Below are 24,778 nucleotides of genomic sequence, written 5' to 3'. Positions count from 1 at the left end.
TTGATTTGCACGAGTGAGGGATAGACGGAAGCTACCGAAGTAGCCCAGATAGCCCGACAGCATCCCGATAAAAAGAGGGATCAACGCAAAGAGAATAACTCTTTTTATCGGGATGGTGGCACTCCCTAATGATTATTATCTTTTCAATGAAAAATGCCCTTTGGCTTCTCGTCCGTCTTCTAATTTTATGGAGTACCAATAGTCATCAGCAGGCATTGGATTCCCGATATAAGTGCCGTCCCAACCATTGCCTGAGGGGAGTATTTGTTTGATTATTTTTCCGTATCGGTCATAAATAATAATCTGCGCACTTTTATTGAAGGTTTCATTTACACCCTTGATGCTCCAGTAATCATTATAACCATCATTGTTTGGTGTGAAAAATTTAGGAATTCCAAGCACTGAAATTGTTTTCTTTAGCGTACCGCAACCTTTTGTGTCATTGATGTAAACATCATGAATTCCGGAAGGGACATTATCAAAGAAATTAGATTCTTGAAAAGGACCGTTGGGTAAATCTATACTGTATTGGTAATTTCCTTGACCTGAACTGTTTACTGTGACTGTGTTGGATTCTGATAGATCTTCAATGGTAATTGATTCCAGATGTGCTATATCTGATGAAGTTACTAAAATGGTTCTAGGAGTACTGCAACCTTTTTTGGTTGACACAGTTACAGTATATGTTCCTTTTTCATTAACATCTAAAGTAGCGTTTGTTTGACCAGGAATTATAATGGCGTCTTTTGTCCAGATATAATTATAATCACTGGCTGGAGTGTTTCCTATAATTCCGGAATCTAGTTTGACAAAAAAGGCAGGAAGATTAGAGCAAACTATTTGATCACTAATATGGCTATTATTGGCATCTATATTAGGAATGGGGTTTACTTGAAGAGTGATATAAGCTCCCAATCCAAAACAAGAATTGTCCAGATTATTGTCTATCCTTACCCAAATTTTCTGTTGATTTGGTATTGTGTTTCTATAGTTGGAAGGATTTAAAATAGGATTAGCTTCTGCCAAAGCATCGGTTTGGCTAACATAAAATTTTATCGAATAGGTTTGACTTGAAGAAGGAATCAGCGCTTGAATCTCTGAAGTAACGCTACTAAAGTCGAAAGTGGTAAAACCATCTTTATTATCGTTTGCTGTGTCTACAAAATCATCACATACTTCAAAAGTTCTTTTGGATGTTAAATTTAGCTGAGTTGTTGAAACCATTAGGTCTAATTGAGCCACGTTAAAACAACCATTTGTGTTTTCGACCCTAGTCCAAATAGTTTGGCTTGAACTTGAAAAAGCGGTGGGATTTGTAATGAGTGTAGTTGGATCTTTGGTATTAGCACCTGTAGAAGTGGTGTAATAAGTAAAGGTTTCGTTGGCGTAATTAGCCGAAATGAAGTTGTTTTTTTTTGTTAAATTAAAGTTGGTAATACCATCAATATTATCATCACATTGTATGATAGTGATAGGGGAGTTTAATGTTGGTAAAGCAAGAACAGTCAATGTTGCAGCAGAAGAAGTTAATCCGCAGATAATGTTGTTTTTGTTTAAAAGAACACGATATTGATTAGCATTCATAGCTGCACTTATCTTTGTGATATGTAATGATGCAGTTTTAACACCAGAGTAAGTAGCGTTATTCGATAAAGAATTCCAATTTATACCACCATCAGTAGAAACTTCCCATTGAAAACTATCTGCATTAGAATCGATACTAAAACTGGTATTTAGTTGCAAACATTGGGTTTGGTTTATGGGTTGTGTGGTTATAAGGATTGGGTTGGCAATAGTGTAGTTATTGTTTGGAGTGGTGTATCCATCGGTTTTACTGGTTACTAATCCATTTGAGTTTACTGCAACTGGGCTGTTTCCTAATATACCATCAAAATTGGGATCTGTAAATCCTGCTTCGGTAACATCATTGCACAAATCATTATCACTGTCTAGTTCAATGTGGTTTTTTATCCCGTCAGCATCGGAATCAGCAACTGTGTAGTTAAGAATTCCGTTGTCAGTAGTAGTTTCCAATATATTGGCTAATCCATTTAGCCCAAATGCAGAACCATCTATTATTCCATTTTTATTACTATCCAAAGCATTGCTTCCTGATTCAACCAGATCGTAAATACCGTCGTTATCACTGTCTAAATCAAGATAGTCAGGAACGTTATCTTTATCGGTATCCATTGGACTTGCTATGGGTTCAAAAATTTCATCCAATCCATTTAGATTGGTATCGGTATTTGATAAAGATTTTGGATTTTTTTGAGATTCGATAGCGTCTGGTATTCCATCATTATCGCTGTCTAAATCCAATTGGTCGGGAATTCCATCTCCATCACTATCTTTCGGAATGCAAGTGGCGATTAGTCTAAAAGTAGATTTGTTTCCATCGCTATTGGATAGGTTTTTGTGAGTAATTTTGAAAGATTTTGTTTGATACGATTGAAATTTAAATGTGCCGGTTCCCGCAGGGAGTGGAATGCTTCCGTTGAGAATGAATCGAATTTCGAATGATGAAAATTGAGTGACACCACTTTCGTATATTCCGTCATAGTTGGTGTCAATCAATAGTTGATTGGTTGGATTTTGGACAGTAATGGTTTTATCAATATCTGAATTCACAATATATTCAGCATTGGTATTGAGCAGGTCATTTGAGTTGGCATTTGCTGGATATTCTAAACTCAGGTTTATAGGTTTATTAAAATTCAAATTATAAGTTGTGTAAAAACCTTTTCCGGCCAATACTTCTGTGACAAAACTACCATCTGTATTCCCAATAAAGGGTATTGGGGCAGTAGGAGTAGAATTGGTAACAGCACCAGTGAAAGTATTGGAATATGTACCTATTGAAACCACTCCTGAATTAGGATTGGAGCTGTTGATGTCTTGATTGCCATAAGATTCAGAGCAGTTTTCTATTCCGTCATTGTCATAATCAATGTCAATATTGTCACTAGCTAGATCATTGTCGTTATTTATTGCACATTCGCTAACGGGGATTTTATCTGAAAAAATATTGCTTAAGCATCCTGAAATACTTCCTTTTACCTGATAAAAGCCAGGTTGGGTTGGTATATAGCTATTATTGGTTGCTGATGGAATTGCGATATCGTCTTTATACCACTGAAAGACATCATAGGAGGATAATGTATTTATCTTTAAAACAACATTAGGAATGCAAGTAGAATTAGAAATGGAAATTCTATCGGATACAATTTCAGGTTTTAGATCAAACCCAGAATAATATCCTCCATAGGTTGCAAAGCCATTAGTGCCAAAATAAGAAACATATACTTGCTTACTCGATTTTACGGCTATATTACCAGATAAGTCTGAAATGGTATATCGCACAAAATTTGGATTTCCTGTTATAGAAATTGGTGTAGCGGTAATAGGCGAATTATTAACCTTTACAGTAGCTCCAGTTTCGGTTACTATATTTAAAACGCCACTAAATGTATTATTTCCTATGGATTGAATAAGAGGAATGTTGTCTACGGAGTTGGGTGTTGAACAATTTATAGGTGGGACAAAAAACAAATTTTGATTGGCTGGCGTATCTGTACCGGCAATACTTTGATATGCAAATACATTTTTACTTGTCGTTACATATAAATTTCCATTTTTGAATTGACTTCCATCTATAGCAATGTGTTCTCCTGTATTGAGGGTTGTGAATGGAGTAGGATTATCGTTCAAAAAAACTTGAGTTTGATCTGAATGAGCAACTAATAGTACACGTTCTAATTCATCAGTACCAAGTCCTTTTATAAAAATATACTCTTTTCCTGTTTTTTCTAGAGAAACAATTTGATCAAAACCTACATCTCTACCAGGAGGGGCTAAAATACCATCTGGATTTGGTTCCAAGACAGTACTGTTGCTTCCGCCAAAAGAACCAGAATTTACAACTACAGGTTTATCGGATTCGACTAATGCTCCAATTATTTTAGAGCTATTGGAAGGGGTATTATTAGTAGAATTGTAGTTCTCTAATGCCAAAACATAACTTTCGTTTTTATTTAAAGTTACAGTGATCGGACCGTTTATAAGCATTCCGTTTGTGAGCATTGTCCCGTTTGGAATATTTGAAATGGTTACTTTTGTTCCGTTTTCTGTAGATAATATGGAGGCAAAGTTTAATAAAGTTGTATCATAAAGCGGATTCAACATAGCACCTAGTCTGAATACTGTTCCCAGTGCACTATTTCCTTTAGAAACCAATCCTCCGGCATGATTGTAGCCAGAAGTATTATTTCTTCCTGCATTGACTCTGGCACTTGCATAGATTAAATCTTCGGCTTCGATTATATATCCTTTGTTTTTTACAATGCCAATATTGGTATTTGGAGTAAATAATTGAGTGTTATCTCCTGTGCCAATATCATATCTATACGGATTTGTACTATTAACAGTAGCATTGATTACTGACCCGCCAATAGTTATGATTTTAAAATTTACATTTTTAATACTCGGTGTTGAGATGTATAAATACTGGTCTTCGACTAATCCGTTTGCTGAAATTAGTGGGGGTATATAATGGGTTTTACTGAATTGAGCAAAACAACTGATCGATAAAAAGGTGAAAATGCAGAGTAATTTTTCTTTCATTTGCTAAAAATAGCAAAATAATCCTATCTTTTTAAAGAAAAATGACCCTTAATAATTTTTCCGTCTTCGAATGTGAGAATGAACCAATAATCATCTGCAGGTAGCTCTCTTCCGTTATAGGTACCGTTCCAACCAAGGCTATTAGATTCTAGTTGTTTTAATAATTTTCCGTAACGATCTAATATGTCGATTGTGGATTTTGGTAAAAGATCTAGATTTTTTATTTTCCAAGTGTCATTATAACCATCATTATTTGGAGTAAAAAAACGGGAATAATCAAGTACATAGACTTTGTAAGGGTTTGAGATACCACAACCATTTTTGTCTCGAACTGTTATGTTATATGTTCCTGCATTTAGGCCTGTAAACAAAGGAGCATCTTGATAAGAATTACCATCTAATGAAAACTCATAATCTCCATTACCGGAGTAAGAAATTAAAATAGAGTTTTCGCTTCCGGCAAAATCGTTAACTGTTGCGTTTGTAATCATTCCAATACTGGAAGGTCTAACAATGAATTTTTTTGTTTTTTGACAACCCTTTGCATTCGTTACCGTTACTGTATATTCTCCAGGCGCACTAATGTTTGTTGTATTTATTGTAGATCCATTGCTCCATAAATAATTTGAGTAACCTGAGTTGACTGTTAAATTTAAATTAGATCCGTTGCATAGAGGAAGGGTTTCGTCTTGAAAATTAGGTGGATCGAAGGAATTTACCACAAGTGTTTCTGGAGTAATTTTGAAACAGTCCGGACCATTTACAATTCGGGCATAAATTGTTTGCTGATTTGGAGTTGTATTAGTAAAAAGATTAGGCAATTGATTTTTTTGGGAAATAGCATCGGTTTGATTTAGATAATATTCCACTGTTAATCCAGTAGCCAATCCATTGATTACTTGAGGTGTTACTTGTGTGCTTAAATTAAATTGAGTCAAACCATCTTGTGTAGTATCGATATCGCAACTCTCAATTGGATTTTGAGTTGCAATCGAATTATTTGAAATAACTAAATTCAATTGTGCATAATCAGCACAACCAAACGCATTGCTCACTTTGGCATATAAAACTTCATTGGGTGCAGTATTACTGTAGTTGCTAGGATTTAAAATAGGGTTAATTTCTCCTTGAGCTTCTGCTAAAGTTTTATAATAGGTAAGTTTGATTAATTTTGGATCATTGTTTTTTATGATAGATTCTACTTTTGTTAAATCGAATATCGAAATTCCATCTGCATTATCATCACATTGAACAAGAGTGGTGTTATTCAAAACGATTTGAGGTGCATATTCTATTTTGATTTCATCTTCGGCGGTACAAGTTGATGGCAATAAAGTTACTATTACTTTATAAGTACCAGCAGTAGTTACATCTAGAGTTGGTTTATTTTCACCTGGAATTGGAGTTGTTGAACCATCTTTGTACCATTGATAACTATAATTTGCAGGAAGTTTAGTGTCTATAGTAAAGCTTTCGCCAAAACATAATGGATTATTGGTTGTCGAAGAACGATCTGGACCTAAATCTATTTTAGCAGAAAAGCTTCCGGCTTCCAGAAAAACAGCTGAGTCATAATATTCTTCTTTATCATCAGCAATTACTAATTTTATATGATAAGTTTTTCCCGCAATTACATCAGTTTGGGCATTTAACTTTATAGTTTGCCCACTATAATTCACTGGGCTTGTAGCGTTGTTGAATCCGTTAAAATAAGACTCGTTTTTGGCTGGGCAACCAGGATGGGAAACACCCTGCGAATCTACAAAGGTATTTGTTATAAGGTGTACATTCTCTGATGAAACAGGAATGGTTGTACCAGGGAGAACTGCAATGTTTTTATAACTATCAGTACTTCCTGCCTCTTTGATTAAAAAGGCAAAACCATCTGAGAAGGCACAAGGGAAATAGGATTGATATTCATTTGAGGCAAAAATATAGTTAAAACTGATATAATTGGTCAAAGGAACAAAATCAAATTCGAGCACTGTTGCATTCAAGCTATTAATGCCTAGGGTTTGGTTAAGGTCTGCATCTCCAAGCCAAGTGTTTCCTCCGCCACCTCGATTACTTACAAAGGGACCTATGGCATTTTTACTGGCTGAAGTACTTAAAAGTACACCTTCGGCTAAAGGGAAATTACTGCCTGCAGAATTAAAATAAGCATAACTGTTTTGTACAGGGACTGCATTATTCCCGCTGGCATTAAAATTGGACACACTGGCACAAGCACTTTTTACCAAAACATCCTGAACCAGTTGTTGGGCAGTTTTGGTGTCATCTACAGTAATCTGAGCTATTGCAACAGTTGAGCAGAAGTAAAATACTAGAAATAAAATATTCTTTATAAGATTCATAGCATGCAAATATACTACAAATCTCTGTTTTTTAATATTCTATACGATAGGAATAGAAAAATAATAGTCCAACATAAAACTATTGCAATTGCTGAAAAAGGTACACCATAATCTTTTAGATTTTCCATTCCTATTTGATTTTCAATGGTTTTTGCAAAGTTTGTTCTCGTGAGCGGTTCGACTATTAAGTTAGACATAGCTTCTAAAGGGAAAAGTTGAGTGATGTAATCTGCCGTTTTACCTTCAGGAAAAATACGAAAGTTCAAAATTCCTTTTGCAATGGCTTCTATAATATTCCAAACCAATAAGAAACCTAATGCAAATGCTGATCGTTTTACCAATATTCCTAAGAACAAACAAAAAGAGAAAAATCCAACCAGTTTTACAAAAAAGGCTAAAATATATTGTAAATCAGAAAAAACAATGCTCAATTCGGTATAGGATGAAAAACTATAGCCTAAAATCAGAGTCAGAATAAAGACAAAAATAGTAGAGCATAAAGAAAACAATACTATGGTAACGAATTTAGAAAGAATGAATTCTTCCTTGCTTAATCCATCTATCAGGTTTTGTTTTAATGTTCCGTAGCTGTATTCGTTTGCCATCATAGAAACGATAACGATTGCTAAAAAGAGTTTTAATATTGCTGCTATATAAGTATTAAAGTGCCATATGTATGGAAAATTAAAAATTCCCATTTCGGCAATTTGAAACTTAAGTGGACCAATATTAAATTTAATAGAGGCTATCAAAGCAATAAAAGAAAGTAATATGAAGTAGGTTAATGTTAGCACGCGACTGGCTTTGTTTAACCATATTTTTTGTAATTCTATAGAGAGTAATCGTTTCATTTTGAGATAACTTAGGTTTTAAGATTCTTGGTTTTGTATTTTAGATCAGATAGATTTTTCCAATTGTTATTGATTCTTGGTTAGTTCTAAAAATTGCTCTTCAAGGCTATTTTTACGCTTTACCAAATGACTTAGGCAAATGTTATTTGAAAATAAAAACTGATTCAAATCTTTTGATTCTAATTTTGTTTTTAATTGTACCAAAACTTTTCCTTCTGCGATTCTTGTTTTTTCAATAGCCGGATGCGTATTCAAAACACGAATTAAGGATTCAGTATCATCGGCTTGCAATTCAAAATATCCTTCATTGGCAGAAATACCATCTACTAAACCGGAATATAGAACCTGACCCTTTCTTAAAACCAAAACGTGCGAACAGACTTTTTCTACTTCATCCAATAAATGGGATGCCAATAAGATTGTAGTTCCTTTAGCAGCTATTTGTTTTATGATGTCTCGTATTTGATGAATTCCTTGAGGGTCTAATCCATTAGTAGGTTCATCAAGTATTAAAATCTCAGGGTCATTCAATAGGGCAGAGGCAATGGCCAAGCGTTGTTTCATCCCTAAAGAAAAAGTACTGAATTTGCTGTTTTTCCGATCATTCAAACCAACAAGTTCCAGTTTTTCTGATATTTTAGAATAGTTGATGTTTTTTATTTTGCAGACTAATTTCAGGTTTTCTTCAGCCGTCATGTAAGGATAAAAGTTAGGCCTTTCTATAATGGCTCCCACTTTTTTTAAGGCTTCATGTGTTTCCAGTTTACCATCAAACCAACTGTATTCCCCAGAAGTCTTGTTGACCACATTAAGAACAATTCCTAAAGTGGTTGATTTTCCGCTTCCATTAGGACCTAGTATTCCGTAAACATTTCCTTTTTTTATTTCTAATGAAACATTTTTTAAGGCTTGTAAGCTACCATAACGTTTGTTGAGGTTATGTATTGAAAGTATTGTATCCAAATCAGTTAGTTTTAATTTCCTGATAAGACGAACAAGGAATGGTTTTGTTACTGTAAAAAAATATTTTAGCGTAAATTTGTGTCTAATACACATTAAACCCAATGAGTGAGCCATTAATGCTTTTTAAAAAACCTACGTATCCAATAAATTCTGCTCTGTTGGATTATTTAGGACGTTATAATCGGATCTCTAGAGTTCCTATTGTTTATGATGATTTATTGCGTTTTTCGGGATCGATAAGTGTATTTGATAAAAATGATCAAGATACGCTCTGGATTAGGGTGTATTACAGCGAGTATGAGAGAATTGAAATTGATTTAACGCTAAAAAAAATATATTCGCTTTTGCATTCCGATGGTAATATTGGGATTATTAAGTACCTGAATATTGACTCTATAGATTTTTGCACTTTTGGAAACTCTAAGCCTTTCCGGATAAAAGTTAGAAACATTCTCAATGATAACTACACTCATTTTTATGTTAAAAAAGCGGATGCATCCCGTGTTTATGGATTAGAATTGGAGCATATTTTGTCACCAGATAAAATTAACTTTTTGGTGTATAAAGACACTCTAATCGAAGAGCATATTATGGGAATTGCAGGTGATGTGTTTATTAAAACTCATCTCAAATTGTGTAATGAAACCGAGAAATCTCAAATTGCAAAGGAGTTTGTAAAGTTTAATGAGCGAAGTATGATTCGGTTATTGGGAGATATGCGTGCTTATAATTATGTCGTAATTCCAATTCATGATTTTGACCAAGTAGTTTATAGAATTCGTGCAATTGACTTTGATCAACAATGTTATGAAGGAAATTTTAAAGTGTATCGCCCTCAGTTTTTCAAAGAAAATTACCCAATGGTAAAATTGGTCAAAGAAAAATTAGAAGACAGCTCTATTGATCAATATAAGCATGAAGAACGTGCCGTGTTGGCCAAAAGAATTATTTCGGCAGAATATAGAATAAAGCGATTAATGAAAATTATGAGAAATGATATTATTTCTACCGATGAGCATATAGAGCGATTGAAGAAAGAGCTTTATAGCTATACCCATGATTTGAATTTTAAAAAGGCAAAATCTATGGGAAATATCATGAGTGCTGCTTTTGAATTTATTACCAGAAATTTCAAGAACACCAATTTATTTGGTTCTTAGAAAAGAATCGTAAAGCAGTATCTTAAAGTCTGCACAATTTTATGGTTTAGAAATTATAAAGAAAGAACTCTTCTTCTGTTATAATGATCCAATAAAGTTTCGTTTATTTCTTTTAGCTCAGGGGTTAGAAATGTTTTCCTGTCTTGTAAATCATTCGTTAGTTCAATTCCACAACAAGTACATTTGAACTCTTTAAAATGTCCAGTTACATTTCTGACAGTCACTATTTTATGACCAAAAATAGAACAGGCTGTTTTTTTATTTACAAATTTTGACATGAAATTTAAAAAGCTCATAGTGTGTGGATTATAAATTTGGACAAACGTATAATAAAAACTCCCATGACCCAAATAAATCCGATGAAATGCGCTTTTTTTGTTAAAAAACAAACTAAATCTTACATGAAATGTTATTTTTAATTTGCGTTGAATTTTGAGGCAAAAAAAATCCCCAACTATTTAGATTAGTAGGGGATTGATTTTTTTGAGACACCAAATTGTTGGTTACTTCAAGCTATATACTAACTTTTTTCTTCCTTATTAAAGTAAACCAAATAATAATACATTTGTTTTTCTTCGTCCCAACCTTTTTCCACAAATTTTTCGGCACTTTCAGGATTGATGAAATCCATTTTGATTTGAATATGTGTATCTAGATTGATTACGTTTTTTATTGATTTTCTGGCATCACTAACTGCTGCATTGGCAATAGGAAATGAAGTTACATCTTCAATACTATATTTTTCTCCTTTGTCTACTTTATAGTTTTTAAATTCCGGAATCAAATCAGGATTGTCTAATACTTCATTCAAGAAATTGCTTTCTTCAAATTGATCGTTTTTTGCAAAATAGTTTACAGAACGGTTCATGAACATTACCTCTTCTTTTTTGTCTTCGGCTGGAAAAACAACATCTTTGGCAAAGTTTTGACAAAATTTCAAGTATTTTTTGGTAATGAAGTTTTCATCTTCAAAAGCATCAACAGATAGGAAATGCTCTAACCAATATCTTGCATCATAGCGATTGCTATCTACAGATAAAATTTTGTAACCTTCTTCTTTTTTGTAATTAAAGATCAAACAACCTTTGTCAAGTTTGTTTAGACTTACACCATGTTGCAAAATCATTTCCAGTTGTGTGCCTTTTTCTTCAAACTGTAAAAAGTCTGATTGAATCTCACTTTTGAAAATACCAATTGCATCAACTACATTATTATCAATACTTACACCAGTTAAATAGGTTACATATACTTCACCGTTTTTAATATGTGGGTGATTAGACTGCTCAAAAAGATGTTGTGTAATCTTTTTGGAAACGTCATGTAATGAATTTGGGTTGGTAAAAATTTCTGTCGCAAATTTAAACATGTCGTTGTAGTCTAAGTCTACCTCATGTGCAAACTGAAAGTAATTTTCTTCCTTTTCTTTGAATGGCTTTAGGAAGAACTCTTTCATCAATGGCACAATCTCATCATTTAATTTATAAGGTTCTTCTGATAAAAAAAGTGGTTCGTTACGACTGATGTTCCCCACACGGTGTATGGATAGCGTTTCAATGTGGGTGTTGTATAAGTTGATCATTTTTTAAGTTTTTATAGATGAAAGAGCCAAGAAGAAAGATAGTATTAAATTCTTTATTCTTGGCTCTTGATTTTTATTTTCGTTTATTTAATTCCAATTCTCCTCAAAACCATAGTCTTCAAAACTATCATCTCCCTCAAACATATCTAAGTCATCTTCGTCTAAATCGTCTTCAAATTCACCATAAATGTCATCATGCATATCAGCTTCAAAGTTTTTCTCAGTAGCTTCATCTGGCATTTCTCCGTGAGAAAATAAGGTTTCCGGATAAGTTTGACCAACAGTTTGTTCTTCTATAGCTGCTAATTCAACTAGGAAGGTCCACATATTGAGGAAGTCATAAACATAAATGATCTTGGTGTTTTCCTCATCTAGTATATCAGATAATTTATAATCACTCATGATTCTTTGTTCTCCTTGAACATCTCCGGTGTCAAAAAGCGAAATTTCCTCTTCTTGATTCCAGGTTTCATCGCAAGTGTAAAAAGAAGCTACCTCCATTCCGTCAAAACCAAATGAATTGAAAATAGCATTGTGTAAATCTTCTAAAGTGTCTTCAGCAAGTATCGCTATGTCTCTAAAAATGTCTTCTTCGGCATCTAGAATAACTCTGAATTTATAAACCATAATCTTTGTTTTTATTGAAAGAGCAAATGTAAAGTTTAATTTTAGATTTCAGATTTAGGAATTGGGATTTGTTGATAATATTTTTGTTTGAAATATTTTTAGATGTAAGTGGTAGATTTTCATTTTGTTAACAAAATAAAACAAATGAAACATTAAAATTATTGTCTGATAAAAGTTTTAGAAATTGAAACGGTATTTGGAGTGAATTCCTTTAGCTTTTTATAGATTTAACAATTCTCTTTCTAAGTTGATGGTATTTTTTATGATTTGGATAATACCTGTTTGAAGTCATGTTATTAAAAATTAATGCTGTGGCAAGCAAAATAAGAGAACCGGCTAAAACAGGACAAAGCACATACCAATATCCTAAAGCCTTTACTTTTGCAGATCCAACAACTGCAATTAATGCTGTCGCACCTCCTGGTGGATGTAGCGTTTTTGTAATTTGCATTAATACAATCGATGCCGATACTGCAAGTGGAGCCGCTATCCATAAAACATTAGGAGCAAATTTTGCAACGGTAACACCTATGATTGCTGAAACAAAATGACCTCCAACTAAATTTCTGGGCTGTGCAAGCGGACTTTGTATAATACCGTATACCAAAACACTCGAAGCACCAAACGATCCTATCAAATAAACAACATCTGATTGTTCCAATGATCTGGATTGTAAATAAGCAAGGGTTCCTATACCAACAAATGAGCCCAAAAAGGACCAAAAATGTTCTTTGAAATCAATTAAAGTTTCTTTGTAAAGAATGTGTTTTGTTCTGTGATAACCCCGTTTTATTTTTTGTATTGGCATATATAATTATTTTGATAAACTTGGTGAAAAACTATAAACAGTAAAAGGATAAATTGCTTTTGCTGTGTATTTAGAGATCAGACAAACTAGTAAAATAGGGATAAATAAAGTATAATCATCCGTTAATCCGCAAACAAGAAAAATTGCCGTAAAGGGAGCATGAATACTGGCGCTTAAAACCGCAGCCATTCCTATGATTATGAAATTTACAGGAATAACATTTACTCCAAAATAGGTGTTTAAGATCGAAGCAACCAATAATCCTAGAAATGCACCAATAAAAAGACTTGGGGCGAAAACACCTCCATCTCCTCCAGAAGCCAGTGTAGCAGAGGTAACGATTGGTTTTAAAACTAAAATAGCCAGAAACGTTAAGGCTATTGAAAGCGTTAGTTGCGTTCCGCTTGGGTTAGCAATAATTTCCTTGATGCCATGATATCCTTCACCATAAAGTTGAGGAAACACAAATAGAGAAACACTCAAAATACTGGAACCAAGAAGAATTTTAAAATAATGTACTTTTATTTTCGAAAATTGAGATTTAAAAAATAATACACATCTAGTTAAATAAACAGAGGTGAATCCCGCTAAAATTCCTAAAAGGATAAAATAAGGAATTGCTTTTAATTGCCAAGTTGTAATAGCTACGGTAAATAAGGGCTTTTCTTTTAATAATAAAACGAGTCCAAATGCGGTAAGGACAGAAATTAGATTACTAACTAAGAAGGCTCGGGTTACTTTTCTTGAAATAACTTCTAGAGCAAAAAGTATTCCGGCAATTGGACTACTGAATAAAGCAGTAATTCCTGCTGCAATACCAGCACAAATCAATTCGGTTTTGTATTCTTTAAATACATTTTGTTTCCTTTGTGCAACAGAACCAATAGTTGCCGATGCAACAACGGTAGAAACTTCTATCCCTGTAGAACCACCAAAAATCACTGTCAGTAATCCGTTAATAAAATGAGACGAAATCTTGTAATTAGGTAAGTTTTGTGATTTAGAATTGGTGCTTTCAAAAATTTCCTTGATGCCTTTGTTTTCTTTTTTCTTAAAAAGATACTCTCGAAGAAAATAAATAACAGACAATCCAAAGATTGGGAAAAAGATATAATACAAAGAATTTATTGAGGCTTGATGAGCAAATATTTCCTCGTAATATTCGGTTAGTTTTTTTAAAGCAACTCCTAAGAATGCCGAAAGAAAACCAATTAGGATAGAAACGATAACTAATTTTTGAAGCTTTAGGAATTGAAAATTTCGTATTGTTTGGATCATTTTCTTTATTTAAGCCGAATAGACGGGATTAATTTGATAAAAAAACAAGTCTTTATTTTATGTAATGAAAAGCGGTTCTTTTTTTAGGACTACAAAACTAAAGAAAGTAAATTGGATTTCTGATACTTGGGTAATTATAATAACAATGTTTTGTGATTTCTTTAAGAGTTTGTTTGTTGATATTTTATTTTTCGTAAAACTCAATAGGTGTGTTATCTGGGTCGGTTATAAAGAAAAACTTTTTGTTGGTAAATTCATCTATTCGTATTTCTTCGGCAATACAATCTTGATCTATTAGGTATTTTCTTGTCTCTTGAATGTCATTTACTTCGAAAGCCAAATGTCTTAATCCAGCAGCTTCTGGATTTGAAACTCGTTTTGGAGGTTTCGGGAATGAAAATAACTCAATTACATAGTTTCCATCAAGCGCTAAATCGAGTTTATAGGATTGTCGTTCTTTGCGATAGATTTCTTGTACAATCTCTAACCCCAGAATTTGGGTGTAAAAGTGTTTTGATTTTTGATAGTCAGAACAAATAATAGCAATGTGGTGAATTTTGTTTAATCTTATCATTGTTGGCAAATTGGTGTTTCCCTTTTTTGTATTGGAAAAAGTATTAACTCAAAAAAAGTGTTTTAGCTTTATTGGAGAATCAAAGGTAAAATTTATATTCAAATTTTAGTTTTTTGAAAAAATTATAGAGTGAATCCAATTCTAAATCCGCCCCATCTATGTGCTTCTCCGGTTTTGAACTCCTTAGTAAGTTCTGAATGGCAATATTCGAAATAAAATGTTTTTCGACGTAAGACTATTCCAAAATTGCTTTGAAAAGTAAATCTTTCCATATTTTGATCAGTAATAACATAAGGACTACTTTGATTAAAGAGACCGCCTTGTAAGCTAGCATCATATCCAACTGCGGTAACCAGACCTTGGCAGTAAAGATAGATTTGTACATTATTTTTGTTTTTTAGAGCAATGAATGGGGAGTTGATTTTTCCAAAAGTAGTTGTTAATCCTCCAGAGATATTTGTGTTCATTGTCCCTAATCTGAGCTTTGAGTTAGAGTTTAATGCAAATAAATTATTAAACCGATACAATTCTTTCTCATGTGAAATGTCATAGTTTAGTATCAAATCATTTTTGATTTGGTATTCCCATCCATGTGGGATTTTATGGTTAATCCATTCGTGAATTTCAGTTTGTATTTCTTTGCCTAAAGCAAAGGGACCAATAATACCAATAGTTAGATTTGAAGAAAGCATTGTTTTATGTATAGTATCAGTCGAAATTAAAAATGGTTTTAGGGCTGCTGTCGCTGCAAAAGGCCTATCATCGTAAAGAATTTCTTCTGGTTCTATGTTTGTAGGTGTAAAACCCAATTGTTCAAACGATAAACCATATTTTTGTTTGCTGTTTTTTAACTTTATAAACAATGTATTTATTGGGTTTTTAGACAGCTTTGGACTTACCAACTCAATATTGTGGCCTTGAGTGTAGTAATAATCTGTTCCTGAGAAAAAGTCGTTGTCATAATGATAACGCAAGTAATGATTACTGTTTATTTCCCTGAAAGATGCAGTATTGTCTATTCTTTGGGAAAAAGAGAGTAAAGGAAAAAAGAGTAAGTTAATGGCGTAATATTTCTTACATTCATATATCAAAAAAAATATAGTGTTTTTTATTAATTTGAAAATAATAATATTAGCTAGATAAATCATTGCAAGTAGATCATCGTTGGTAAATTAGCATTGGGATCTTGTGATAGAGCGCTGGAATGTAGTTTCTCGATTAATTTTTTTGTCTTTTCTATAGAATTTATTCTGAAAAGAAACAGTACTTCATTTTCATCATCAACGTTTTGCCAAATATGCTCTAAATACATTTCCTCCGAAGCATGAAACGCTTTATCGTTTTCTAAAACTCCTTTGATGGTTTCAAAAGGGACATTCCTGAGTGTTGCTAAAAGGTGTGGCATTTTTTCTAGGTATAAAGTTTTTACTTTCTGGAACGATAGTGAGTTTTCAGTTTTTAATGAAAAAAGCTAGAATTTGTTTTTTGCTATTTTTTCATGAATTTTAAGCGTTTCCTGTAATGCCGCACTTCCGTACCAAAGTGTCAATTCGGCTTCCAAAAGATTTGCTTTTACTGCTGGATCTGTTGCTACAAGTGTTTTTGCTTCTTCGATGGTGCTAACATTAAAGATGTAAAGGCCTCGATAGTTTCTGTCGTTTTTCATGAATGGCCCAGCTAAAACAAGTTTGCCTTCTTGCGCAAGCCGAGTTATGTTAGCCATATGTCCCTTAAATAGATTGCTTTTTTCTTCGGCTGTTGCGGTTGTATAGCTGCCGGTTTTCAAAATACAAAATACGTATTGTTTCATTCCGTGATCATCAGCATTCAATGATTTGGCTAGTTTTTCGTCATAAACAGAATTAGCCTCTTGAGAAAAAAGTAGATTAAAATTAACTACAAGCAGTAAGGTAAGAATAGCTTTTTTCATAACAGTTCTTTTTATATACCAAATTTACGAATTCTGAGTGATTTATGGGATACTTCATAGAAACATAAAAAACGGTTCATCCCTAATTTTCCGCAATTGGGTCAGAACAATTTCAATTCCCTTTTTTTCTGTAAGATATTTGTCTCATCAAAATAATAATCATGAAAACCATTTTATTCGCATTCGTTTCTTTATTTAGTTTTACACTTTTTTCTCAAACTACTATTTCAGGTAAAATCACCAATCAAAAAGGAGTTCCAATCGCAGGTGCCAATGTTTATATTGAAGGCAGCTATGATGGTGCTTCAACTTCAGAAAATGGTGATTTTACATTTGCTACTACCTCTACAGGAAATCAAAATTTGATAGCAAGTTCTTTACTTTACGAAACATCAAATACCATGATAGATGTAGCTAATTTTCAAAATCAAACTATTAAATTAAAAGATAATATTAACACACTGGATGCAGTTGTAATTACAGCTGGTTCTTTGAATTCTGGAAGTAAAGCCCGAGTATCTGTATTAAAGCCTTTGGATATTGTAACCACTGCAGGTTCAGTAGGGAATATCGTGGCAGCTTTGCAAACTTTGCCAGGAACACAATCAGTAGGTGAGGACGGAAGATTGTTCGTTCGTGGAGGTGAAGCCAATGAGACCCAGACTTATGTTGATGGAATGAGAGTCCCGCAACCTTATAATTCTACGCCTAATAATTTGCCAACACGTAGTCGTTTTTCTCCTTTTCTTTTTAGTGGAATTTCTTTTTCAACAGGAGGATATTCTGCAGAATATGGGGATGCTTTGTCGAGTGTGCTGCTTTTGAATACGATAGATGAACCAGACCAAAGTAAAACTGAAATCTCGGTAATGTCAGTGGGTGTCGGGCTTGGGAATACTCAAAAATGGGCTAAAAGTTCTTTTAGTATCAACACTTCTTATATCAATTTAACGCCATATCAGGCTCTTGTTCCTCAGGATGTAGAATGGAAAAGCGCTCCACAATCCTTGTCTGGAGAAATGGTATACAGATACAATTTTGAAAGAGGGATTTTTAAGATGTATGCCGCTTTTGATGCCTCTCAATACATCATAAAACAAGAAAATATCAATTCAGTCGATAAAATTACGGTCGATTCCAAAAATGATAATCTCTATTTCAATACTTCATACAATGGTTTTTTTGGAACCAATTGGAACATTACGGCAGGAATGAGTTATGGTTACAATAAGTTGAAATCAGGTATTGATTTGGACCAATTGGAGAATGATGAAAATGCCGTGAATATGAAGCTGAAATTGAAAAAAAGCATATCTAATAGCTTTAAATTGACTTTTGGAGCCGATTATTTTATCACTAAATATGATGAAAATTTTACTCGAAATGCTGGAAATTCCTTTGATTACGGATATGATAACACCATAGGGGCATTATATACTGAAGCTGATGTTTCCCTTTCTAAAGAATTAGTGGCTAAGGTAGGTGTTCGTGCCTCTGCAAATGATTTAACGAATGATAATTTTATTTCACCAAGAGTTTCATTTGCTTATAAAATGGCAAAATTTAGTCAGTTGTCTTTTGCTTATGGTGATTTTTCTCAAACTCCAAGTGTTGAATATATTAAGTATTCTAAATTCAATCAGTTTGAGAGTGAAAAAGCTTCTCATTATATCTTGAATTATCAATACCATAAAGATGGACGCACACTTAGAGCCGAAGCCTATTATAAAGATTACAGTAATTTGGTTCGATTTGACAGCCCTCAGGTAGCATACAATTCTATATTTACCAATGATGGGAAAGGATATGCTAAAGGTTTGGATTTGTTTTGGAGAGACGGAAAAACTATTAAGAATTTAGAGTATTGGGTATCATATTCTTATATAGATACCGAGCGTTTGTATAAAAATTACCCAACTCAGGTAACTCCTAATTTTGTTCCGAATAATAATTTGTCTATAGTGACTAAATATTGGATTACAGATTGGAAATCCCAAGTAGGTTTAACCAATTCTTTCAGCACCGGAAGACCATACAATAATCCGAATGAAACTCAATTTATGAACGGAAAAACAAAATCATACAACGATTTGAGTTTTAATTGGGCTTATTTATTAACCACTCAAAAGATTTTATATTTCTCAGTATCGAATGTTTTAGGGGCAAATAATGTATACGGATATAACTATGCAGTTAGGCCTGATGCTAACGGTGAGTACCAGCGAAGTGCCATAAAACCAGCTGCAGATCGTTTTTTCTTTGTGGGCTTCTTTTGGACCATCAGCAAAAACAAAAAAGACAATCAGTTGAAGAATTTGTAAAGTTGCTAAGTCGCTGATGTTCTATGTAATTTTAAAAAAAAACTTAGAATCTTAGTAACCCAGAAACTTAGAATCTCAAAAAGAAACAATTCATCCTTCAAAAATGACAGTTCGGTATTATTAAATTTTAAAAGCCTTACAATCAATATAAATTTGTTCAAGAATTAAATCAATAACTATTCAATTTTATTAACAACTAAAAATTAAACACCATGTTAAAAATCATTACCACAATCGCATTATTTGTTTGTAGCTTATTATCAGCTCAAAATGTAAAACTGACTGTTTCAGTTTCAGGTTTAAAGAATGACACAGGAATTCTAAAAGTAGGTTTGTATAATTCAGAAGGGACTTTCCTTAAATTGCCATACAAAAGTATTCCTTCCCAAATTAAAGGAAATGCAGCTACTATAGTTTTTGAGGGGATTCCAAAAGGAGAGTATGCTATTTCGTCCTATCAAGATGAAAACAACAACGGAAAACTAGATCGAAATGAAATAGGAATTCCAACTGAAGATGTTGCTTGCTCTAACAATGCAAAAGGATTTATGGGGCCTCCAAGATATCAAGATGCTAAATTTAATGTTGATAAGGATTTAAAAATAGACGTAATATTCAATAACTAATCAAATAACCATTTAATTTTTTATAAAAATGAAAAAGATCATCACCGCAATCGCATTACTAGTAACAATAATAAGTTCAGCTCAAGGGCAATTTGAACAAGGAATGGGAAAAGCATTTCAGCTCTGGAAAGAAGGAAAAAATACTGAAGCATCAGATTTATTTGAACGTATAGCAGCAGCAGAGAAAGCCAGTTGGTTACCTAATTATTATGTGGCATTGGTTAATACAACCTCTTCTTTCGGGACTCAGGACAAAAACCAAATTACTGCATTGCTTACTAAAGCGCAAAATGCTTTGGATGTAGAAATGATAAAAGATCAAAAAAATGCCGAGCTGTATGTAATGCAGGCAATGATTTATACAGCTTGGGTAGTTGCAGATCCGATGACAAACGGAATGATATATTCGCCTAAAGTAATGGAGGCATATGCTAAAGCAAAAGCTATAAATCCAAATAATCCAAGAGTTGTTTTTGGAGAGGCTGATTATCAGTTAGGTGGGGCGAAATGGACAGGGGTTGATACAAAACCACTTTGTGTACAAGTAAATAAAGCTATCGAACTTTTTGCTACTTTTAAACCGGAAACACCTTTTTCTCCAAAATGGGGATTGGATAGAGCACTAGAAGCTCAGAAAAACTGTAAATAATTAAACTAATTAAAGCTGATTATAATGAAAGATTATAGAGAAACATTTTCTGATTTAAAAAGTGCAACAATTGCTTGTCTTAAGATTTCTATGGTTTTTACTGTCATTTTTTCAGCCTTTTTAGGAAATGATTTTAGTTTAAAAAGTGTATTAATAACGTTCTCTTTGAGTTGTTTGTATTCTTTTGGCTTAGGTTTTGGGAATGGTTTTTTAAATAATTTGCTTGACAGAAAATGGGATTGGCTCGAACAAACTAATTTGAGGGTATATTACGGAATTTTGGTTACTGTTTTGTACACGGTTCCTGTTGTTTTGGGTATAAATTATATCATTTTTGTGATTTTGCAAAAAATGTCATTGGATAAGTTTTTTAGTGAAAGGATGATTTGGATTCATCTTTTTTACATCATTTTGTCATTGGGCGTTTCTAGTTTTATGCAAGCCAGAAGTTTTATGGTAAAATGGAAACAAGCTTCCAAAACCGAAGCAACTCAACAAAGAATCATTGCCGGAACTGCCAATGCTAAGTTTGAAACCTTAAAAAACCAAATCGACCCACATTTTCTTTTTAATAGTTTGAATGTTCTGAGTTCATTGATCGAAGAAAATCCAGATAATGCACAACGGTTTACCACTTCTTTGTCTAAAATTTACCGCTATGTATTAGAGCAAAAAGACAAAGAACTGGTTTCAGTTGCCGAAGAGTTGTCTTTTGCCAAAACGTATATGAATCTTTTGAAAATGCGTTTCGAAAACAGCTTGTTTTATGAATTGCCGGAAACTGTAGTAAATTCAGAGACCAAAGTAGTGCCACTTTCATTGCAGTTACTGTTAGAGAATACAGTAAAGCACAATGTGGTAAGCGAACAAAAACCGTTACATATCCGGATATTTATAGAAGGGGATTATTTGGCAGTTCAAAATGATTTTCAGAAAAAAGAAGTGATACAGAGCCGTCAGGGAGTAGGATTACAAAACATAGTAGACCGCTATGGAATTATTACCAACAGAAAGGTGTTGATTGAAGAAAATGAACAAACATTTACGGTTAAGATTCCTATTTTGACCAAACAAATTAGCGTTATGGAAACAAATTTAAATTACAACGAAAATAGTGCTTATTACAGAGCCAAAAAGAGAGTAGAACAGCTTAGAGGATTCTACGGAAACTTGATTTCTTATTGTTGCGTGATTCCAGTTTTAATTTTTATTAATCTAACCTATACGCCAAAATTTCATTGGTTTTGGTTCTCAGCAGCTGGTTGGGGATTTGGATTAATAATGCATGCTTTTAAGGTATTTGGATATGGTACCAATTGGGAAGAAAGAAAGATCCAGGAAATTTTGAGAAAAGAAGAAGGTAAGCAAACTTGGAAATAATCTTGGAAAAGGAAAATAACAAACCAATTTAGAAATAATCATGGAAAATCAATATACAGAAGAAGATCGTTATCGCAAAGCGAGAAGAAGAGTAGAAGAGTTAAAAGGATTCTATGGGAATTTGATTTCTTATATCGTTGTCAATTGCTTTTTATTAGCAATAAATTTAGTGACATCACCAGAATATTTATGGTTCTTTTGGCCTTTATTTGGGTGGGGAATAGGAGTGTTTTTTCACGGATTAAAAGTGTTTAACTACTCACCTTTTTTAGGTAAAGAATGGGAAGAACGAAAAATTAAAGAGTTAATGGAAAAAGAAGAACAAATCAAAAAAACTTGGGAATAATAAAATAAAACACAATGGGAAGATATAGAAGACATTTTTATGAAAATTTTCGGGATGAAAATTTCAATCCAGACACGAGATATGAATTGGCTTATAGACGAGTAAAAAGAATAAAAGGTTTTTATGTACATGCTTTGATTTATGTACTGGTAAATGGCTTTGCAATCATAGCTGATTATAATAAAGGTTTATTAGGAGATGGAGTTACTTTAGCAGGAAGCTTTTCTACTGCTTTTTTCTGGGGGATAGGATTGTTAGCGCATGGTTTGAGTGTTTTTGGCAGAAACTTGTTTTTTAGTGATGATTGGGAAGAAAGGAAAATCAAGGAATTTATGGAGAAAGATAAAAATCAAAAGTGGGAGTAAGGAGTAGTACTTAGTTAGCAGAAAATAGTTAGTAAGAAACAGTGAATTTAAAATTTTAAAATGACCACAATAATAATAGAAGACGAAAAACCGGCAGCAAGATTGTTGCAACGCAAACTCGAAAAAATAAATATTCAAGTAGGGGTGATGCTTCATTCTGTAGAAGAGGCTATAGATTGGTTTTCGAAAAATGAACACCCAGATTTGATCTTTTTGGATATTCAATTATCGGATGGTTTGTCTTTTGAAATCTTCGAAAAAATAGATATAAAAAGTGCTGTTATTTTTACCACTGCTTATGATGAATATGCATTGCGTGCTTTCAAATTAAACAGTATAGATTATCTTTTGAAACCTATCGACGAAGATGATTTGGAAGTGGCCGTTTTGAAATTTAAAGACCGTTTTCAGCTATCTAAAACTACAGGGAATGAAACCATGCAATTGGACTTTGAACAGATCCGAAAAATGTTTTCTAACCCTTTTGAAAAAACATTCAAAAAAAGATTTACTGTCAAAATAGGACAACATCTTAAAGTAATTTCAACAGATGAAATCGAATGTTTTTTTAGTGAAAATAAAGGAACTTATATTCATACTTTCGACAACAGAAATTATTTGATGGACTCCACTTTGGAAGTTTTGGAGCAAGAATTAGACGCCTCAGAATTTTACAGGATCAGTAGAAAATTTATTATTTCGCTCAAATCAATAAAGGAGATTGTGATGTACAGTAACTCCAGATTGAAGATTGTTTTACCGTCTTATAAAGAAGATGAGGTGGTTGTGAGCCGGGAAAAGGTGTCTGATTTCAAAAATTGGATCAGTTAAGGAATTACCTAAAATCATTGTTTATATAAGTTATTTTAAATATCTGGATTTGTGTATTTTAAGTTTTATGTATAGATTTTACTTATGATGATTTTATAAGCTAAAATGAAGCTTAAAAAACTCAAATCCTGTTTGTTTTATAAGTTTACGGAATCAGAATTAGAAGTTTGGTTTCTTTTCTCAGAAAGCTAAAAAATGCTTTTGGCAGTTGATGTCGTTTTTAGAATAACGATTGCTTTCATTCAAAAATTGAAAGTCCTTTTTTTTCTTTGCAAAATTTTTTATGACCTCGATTTTTAAACTTGGTATGATAATCTTTTGTTAATCATTTTCTTAGAAATGTTTAAAGATTGTACTTTCGTTCTAGTCAGTCATAAATAAATTTTTTAGGATGAAATATTTACTCTATTTAATTTTTCCGCTTCTGTTTTCGAATATAATTGCTGCTCAAAAGGTAGCCGTTTTTGAAAAATATACTGCTTTAGAAAAAGAAGTTTTGAGTGATAAAAACACAATTTATGTGGTCAATTTTTGGGCAACTTGGTGTGCTCCTTGTGTGAAAGAATTACCCCATTTTGAAAAATTAAATTCGGAAAATAAAAGTGTAAAAGTAGTGCTGGTAAGCTTGGATTTTAAGAATCAGTTTGAAACGAAATTACTGCCATTTTTGAAAAACAGAAAGGTCAATTCTGAAGTGGTTTTACTAACGGATAAAGATTATAACACTTGGCTTCCGATAGTAGATAAAGATTGGTCGGGATCAATTCCAGCTACACTAATTATCAAGAATGGAAAGAGAGTTTTTGCAGAAAAAACATTTTCTAGTTATGAGGAACTCAATGAGTATGTAAATACAAATATCAACTAAAACCATTTATAGTATGAAAATTTTGTCAGGACTTTTATTGTTCGTTTCCGTTTTTTTTATCGCTGGATTTACGCCAGACACACCAACTCCTTATAAAATTGGAGATAAAGCTGCTGATTTTAAATTAAAATCGGTTGATGGAAAAATGTATAGCATGTCTGATTTTAAAGACGCAAAAGGCTTTATAGTCGTTTTTACCTGTAATCATTGTCCTGTAGCACAAAAATATGAAGGCAGGATTAATGATTTAGCCAAGAAGTACAAACCGAAAGGGTATATTTTATTAGCCATAAATTCAAATGATCCAGAAGTAGAGCCTGAAGATAGTTTTGAATTAATGAAAGTTAGAGCCAAAGAAAAAGGCTTTGCATTTCCATATTTATTTGATGATGGACAAAAAGTGTATCCTCAATTTGGCGCGACAAAAACGCCACATGCCTTTTTGTTGGATAAAAATCTCGCTGTAAGATACATTGGAGCCATTGATGATAACATGGATAGCGTTAATGATGTAAAAGAAAAATATCTTGAAAATGCTATTATAGCTTTAGAAAACGGTAAGACACCTTCTCCGGAAACCACAAAAGCAATAGGCTGCTCGATTAAAACAAAGAAATAATTTATTATATAAACAGATAGAAAGAG

Annotated in this window: 23 protein-coding genes; 10 read left to right on the top strand and 13 right to left on the bottom strand. The window is 33.0% G+C overall.

Annotated elements, in window-relative coordinates; all coding sequences use genetic code 11:
* Positions 1-135 precede the first annotated feature (135 nt).
* From OZP08_RS17255 to OZP08_RS17240, 4 genes are all read right to left on the bottom strand, one after another.
* Positions 136-4,623: a T9SS type B sorting domain-containing protein gene (locus OZP08_RS17255; RefSeq protein WP_281322441.1), complete on the bottom strand. Its 4,488-nt coding sequence runs from the start codon at positions 4,621-4,623 to the stop codon at positions 136-138.
* A gap of 23 nt (positions 4,624-4,646) precedes the next feature.
* Entirely contained in the window at positions 4,647-6,977 is a 2,331-nt protein-coding gene (locus tag OZP08_RS17250; RefSeq protein ID WP_281322440.1) for a T9SS type B sorting domain-containing protein, read from the bottom strand.
* 14 nt (positions 6,978-6,991) lie between these two features.
* Positions 6,992-7,828: an ABC transporter permease gene (locus OZP08_RS17245; RefSeq protein WP_281322439.1), complete on the bottom strand. Its 837-nt coding sequence runs from the start codon at positions 7,826-7,828 to the stop codon at positions 6,992-6,994.
* A 66-nt stretch (positions 7,829-7,894) separates the two neighbouring features.
* Positions 7,895-8,791 carry an ABC transporter ATP-binding protein gene (locus tag OZP08_RS17240; protein WP_268847328.1) on the bottom strand — a complete coding sequence of 299 codons (897 nt, stop codon included), beginning with the start codon at positions 8,789-8,791 and terminating at the stop codon, positions 7,895-7,897.
* Between the two features lie 101 nt (positions 8,792-8,892).
* On the opposite strand from OZP08_RS17240, the gene OZP08_RS17235 reads away from it, so the two are divergent.
* Positions 8,893-9,951 carry a hypothetical protein gene (locus OZP08_RS17235; protein ID WP_281322438.1) on the top strand — a complete coding sequence of 353 codons (1,059 nt, stop codon included), beginning with the start codon at positions 8,893-8,895 and terminating at the stop codon, positions 9,949-9,951.
* Positions 9,952-10,004: 53 nt separating this feature from the next.
* Here OZP08_RS17235 and OZP08_RS17230 read toward each other — a convergent pair whose 3' ends face one another.
* From OZP08_RS17230 to OZP08_RS17190, 9 genes are all read right to left on the bottom strand, one after another.
* Positions 10,005-10,229 (bottom strand): DUF1660 family phage protein, encoded by a 225-nt coding sequence (locus tag OZP08_RS17230; RefSeq protein ID WP_268847327.1) that lies wholly within the window; start codon positions 10,227-10,229, stop codon positions 10,005-10,007.
* A gap of 242 nt (positions 10,230-10,471) precedes the next feature.
* Entirely contained in the window at positions 10,472-11,530 is a 1,059-nt protein-coding gene (locus OZP08_RS17225; RefSeq protein WP_281322437.1) for a nucleoid-associated protein, read from the bottom strand.
* An 87-nt stretch (positions 11,531-11,617) separates the two neighbouring features.
* Positions 11,618-12,157 (bottom strand): IS1096 element passenger TnpR family protein, encoded by a 540-nt coding sequence (locus tag OZP08_RS17220; protein WP_268847326.1) that lies wholly within the window; start codon positions 12,155-12,157, stop codon positions 11,618-11,620.
* Positions 12,158-12,368: 211 nt separating this feature from the next.
* Positions 12,369-12,965, bottom strand: a complete 597-nt coding sequence (locus OZP08_RS17215) for an HPP family protein (RefSeq protein WP_268847325.1) — start codon at positions 12,963-12,965, stop codon at positions 12,369-12,371.
* A gap of 6 nt (positions 12,966-12,971) precedes the next feature.
* Positions 12,972-14,243, bottom strand: a complete 1,272-nt coding sequence (locus OZP08_RS17210) for a chloride channel protein (RefSeq protein WP_268847324.1) — start codon at positions 14,241-14,243, stop codon at positions 12,972-12,974.
* Positions 14,244-14,427: 184 nt separating this feature from the next.
* Positions 14,428-14,817 carry an SMU1112c/YaeR family gloxylase I-like metalloprotein gene (gloA2, locus tag OZP08_RS17205; RefSeq protein ID WP_268847323.1) on the bottom strand — a complete coding sequence of 130 codons (390 nt, stop codon included), beginning with the start codon at positions 14,815-14,817 and terminating at the stop codon, positions 14,428-14,430.
* 122 nt (positions 14,818-14,939) lie between these two features.
* Complete coding sequence (locus tag OZP08_RS17200; RefSeq protein WP_281322436.1) at positions 14,940-15,908, bottom strand: lipid A deacylase LpxR family protein; 969 nt, start codon at positions 15,906-15,908, stop codon at positions 14,940-14,942.
* 53 nt (positions 15,909-15,961) lie between these two features.
* Positions 15,962-16,222: a hypothetical protein gene (locus OZP08_RS17195; protein WP_268847321.1), complete on the bottom strand. Its 261-nt coding sequence runs from the start codon at positions 16,220-16,222 to the stop codon at positions 15,962-15,964.
* Between the two features lie 66 nt (positions 16,223-16,288).
* Entirely contained in the window at positions 16,289-16,747 is a 459-nt protein-coding gene (locus tag OZP08_RS17190; RefSeq protein ID WP_268847320.1) for a YciI family protein, read from the bottom strand.
* A gap of 161 nt (positions 16,748-16,908) precedes the next feature.
* On the opposite strand from OZP08_RS17190, the gene OZP08_RS17185 reads away from it, so the two are divergent.
* From OZP08_RS17185 to OZP08_RS17145, 9 genes are all read left to right on the top strand, one after another.
* A complete protein-coding gene (locus OZP08_RS17185) occupies positions 16,909-19,068 on the top strand; it encodes a TonB-dependent receptor (protein WP_281322435.1) in 2,160 nt (719 codons plus the stop codon).
* A 212-nt stretch (positions 19,069-19,280) separates the two neighbouring features.
* Positions 19,281-19,694 carry a DUF2141 domain-containing protein gene (locus OZP08_RS17180; RefSeq protein ID WP_268847319.1) on the top strand — a complete coding sequence of 138 codons (414 nt, stop codon included), beginning with the start codon at positions 19,281-19,283 and terminating at the stop codon, positions 19,692-19,694.
* Between the two features lie 28 nt (positions 19,695-19,722).
* Positions 19,723-20,343: a hypothetical protein gene (locus OZP08_RS17175; protein ID WP_281322434.1), complete on the top strand. Its 621-nt coding sequence runs from the start codon at positions 19,723-19,725 to the stop codon at positions 20,341-20,343.
* Positions 20,344-20,367: 24 nt separating this feature from the next.
* On the top strand, positions 20,368-21,723 hold the full coding sequence (locus tag OZP08_RS17170; protein WP_281322433.1) for a 2TM domain-containing protein: 1,356 nt from the start codon (positions 20,368-20,370) through the stop codon (positions 21,721-21,723).
* 40 nt (positions 21,724-21,763) lie between these two features.
* Positions 21,764-22,069, top strand: a complete 306-nt coding sequence (locus OZP08_RS17165; protein ID WP_268847317.1) for a 2TM domain-containing protein — start codon at positions 21,764-21,766, stop codon at positions 22,067-22,069.
* A 14-nt stretch (positions 22,070-22,083) separates the two neighbouring features.
* Complete coding sequence (locus OZP08_RS17160) at positions 22,084-22,434, top strand: 2TM domain-containing protein (RefSeq protein ID WP_268847316.1); 351 nt, start codon at positions 22,084-22,086, stop codon at positions 22,432-22,434.
* A gap of 60 nt (positions 22,435-22,494) precedes the next feature.
* Positions 22,495-23,265, top strand: coding sequence for a LytR/AlgR family response regulator transcription factor (locus OZP08_RS17155; RefSeq protein WP_268847315.1), 771 nt, complete (start codon positions 22,495-22,497; stop codon positions 23,263-23,265).
* Positions 23,266-23,656: 391 nt separating this feature from the next.
* Positions 23,657-24,133 carry a TlpA family protein disulfide reductase gene (locus OZP08_RS17150; protein WP_268847314.1) on the top strand — a complete coding sequence of 159 codons (477 nt, stop codon included), beginning with the start codon at positions 23,657-23,659 and terminating at the stop codon, positions 24,131-24,133.
* Positions 24,134-24,146: 13 nt separating this feature from the next.
* Positions 24,147-24,752 (top strand): thioredoxin family protein, encoded by a 606-nt coding sequence (locus OZP08_RS17145; protein ID WP_281322432.1) that lies wholly within the window; start codon positions 24,147-24,149, stop codon positions 24,750-24,752.
* Positions 24,753-24,778: the final 26 nt, after the last annotated feature.

The organism is Flavobacterium aestivum, assembly GCF_026870175.2.
Classification (GTDB): Bacteria; Bacteroidota; Bacteroidia; order Flavobacteriales; family Flavobacteriaceae; genus Flavobacterium; species Flavobacterium aestivum.
The sequence above is the reverse complement of the archived record's forward strand: the minus strand, read 5'-3'. Positions and strand labels throughout refer to the sequence as shown.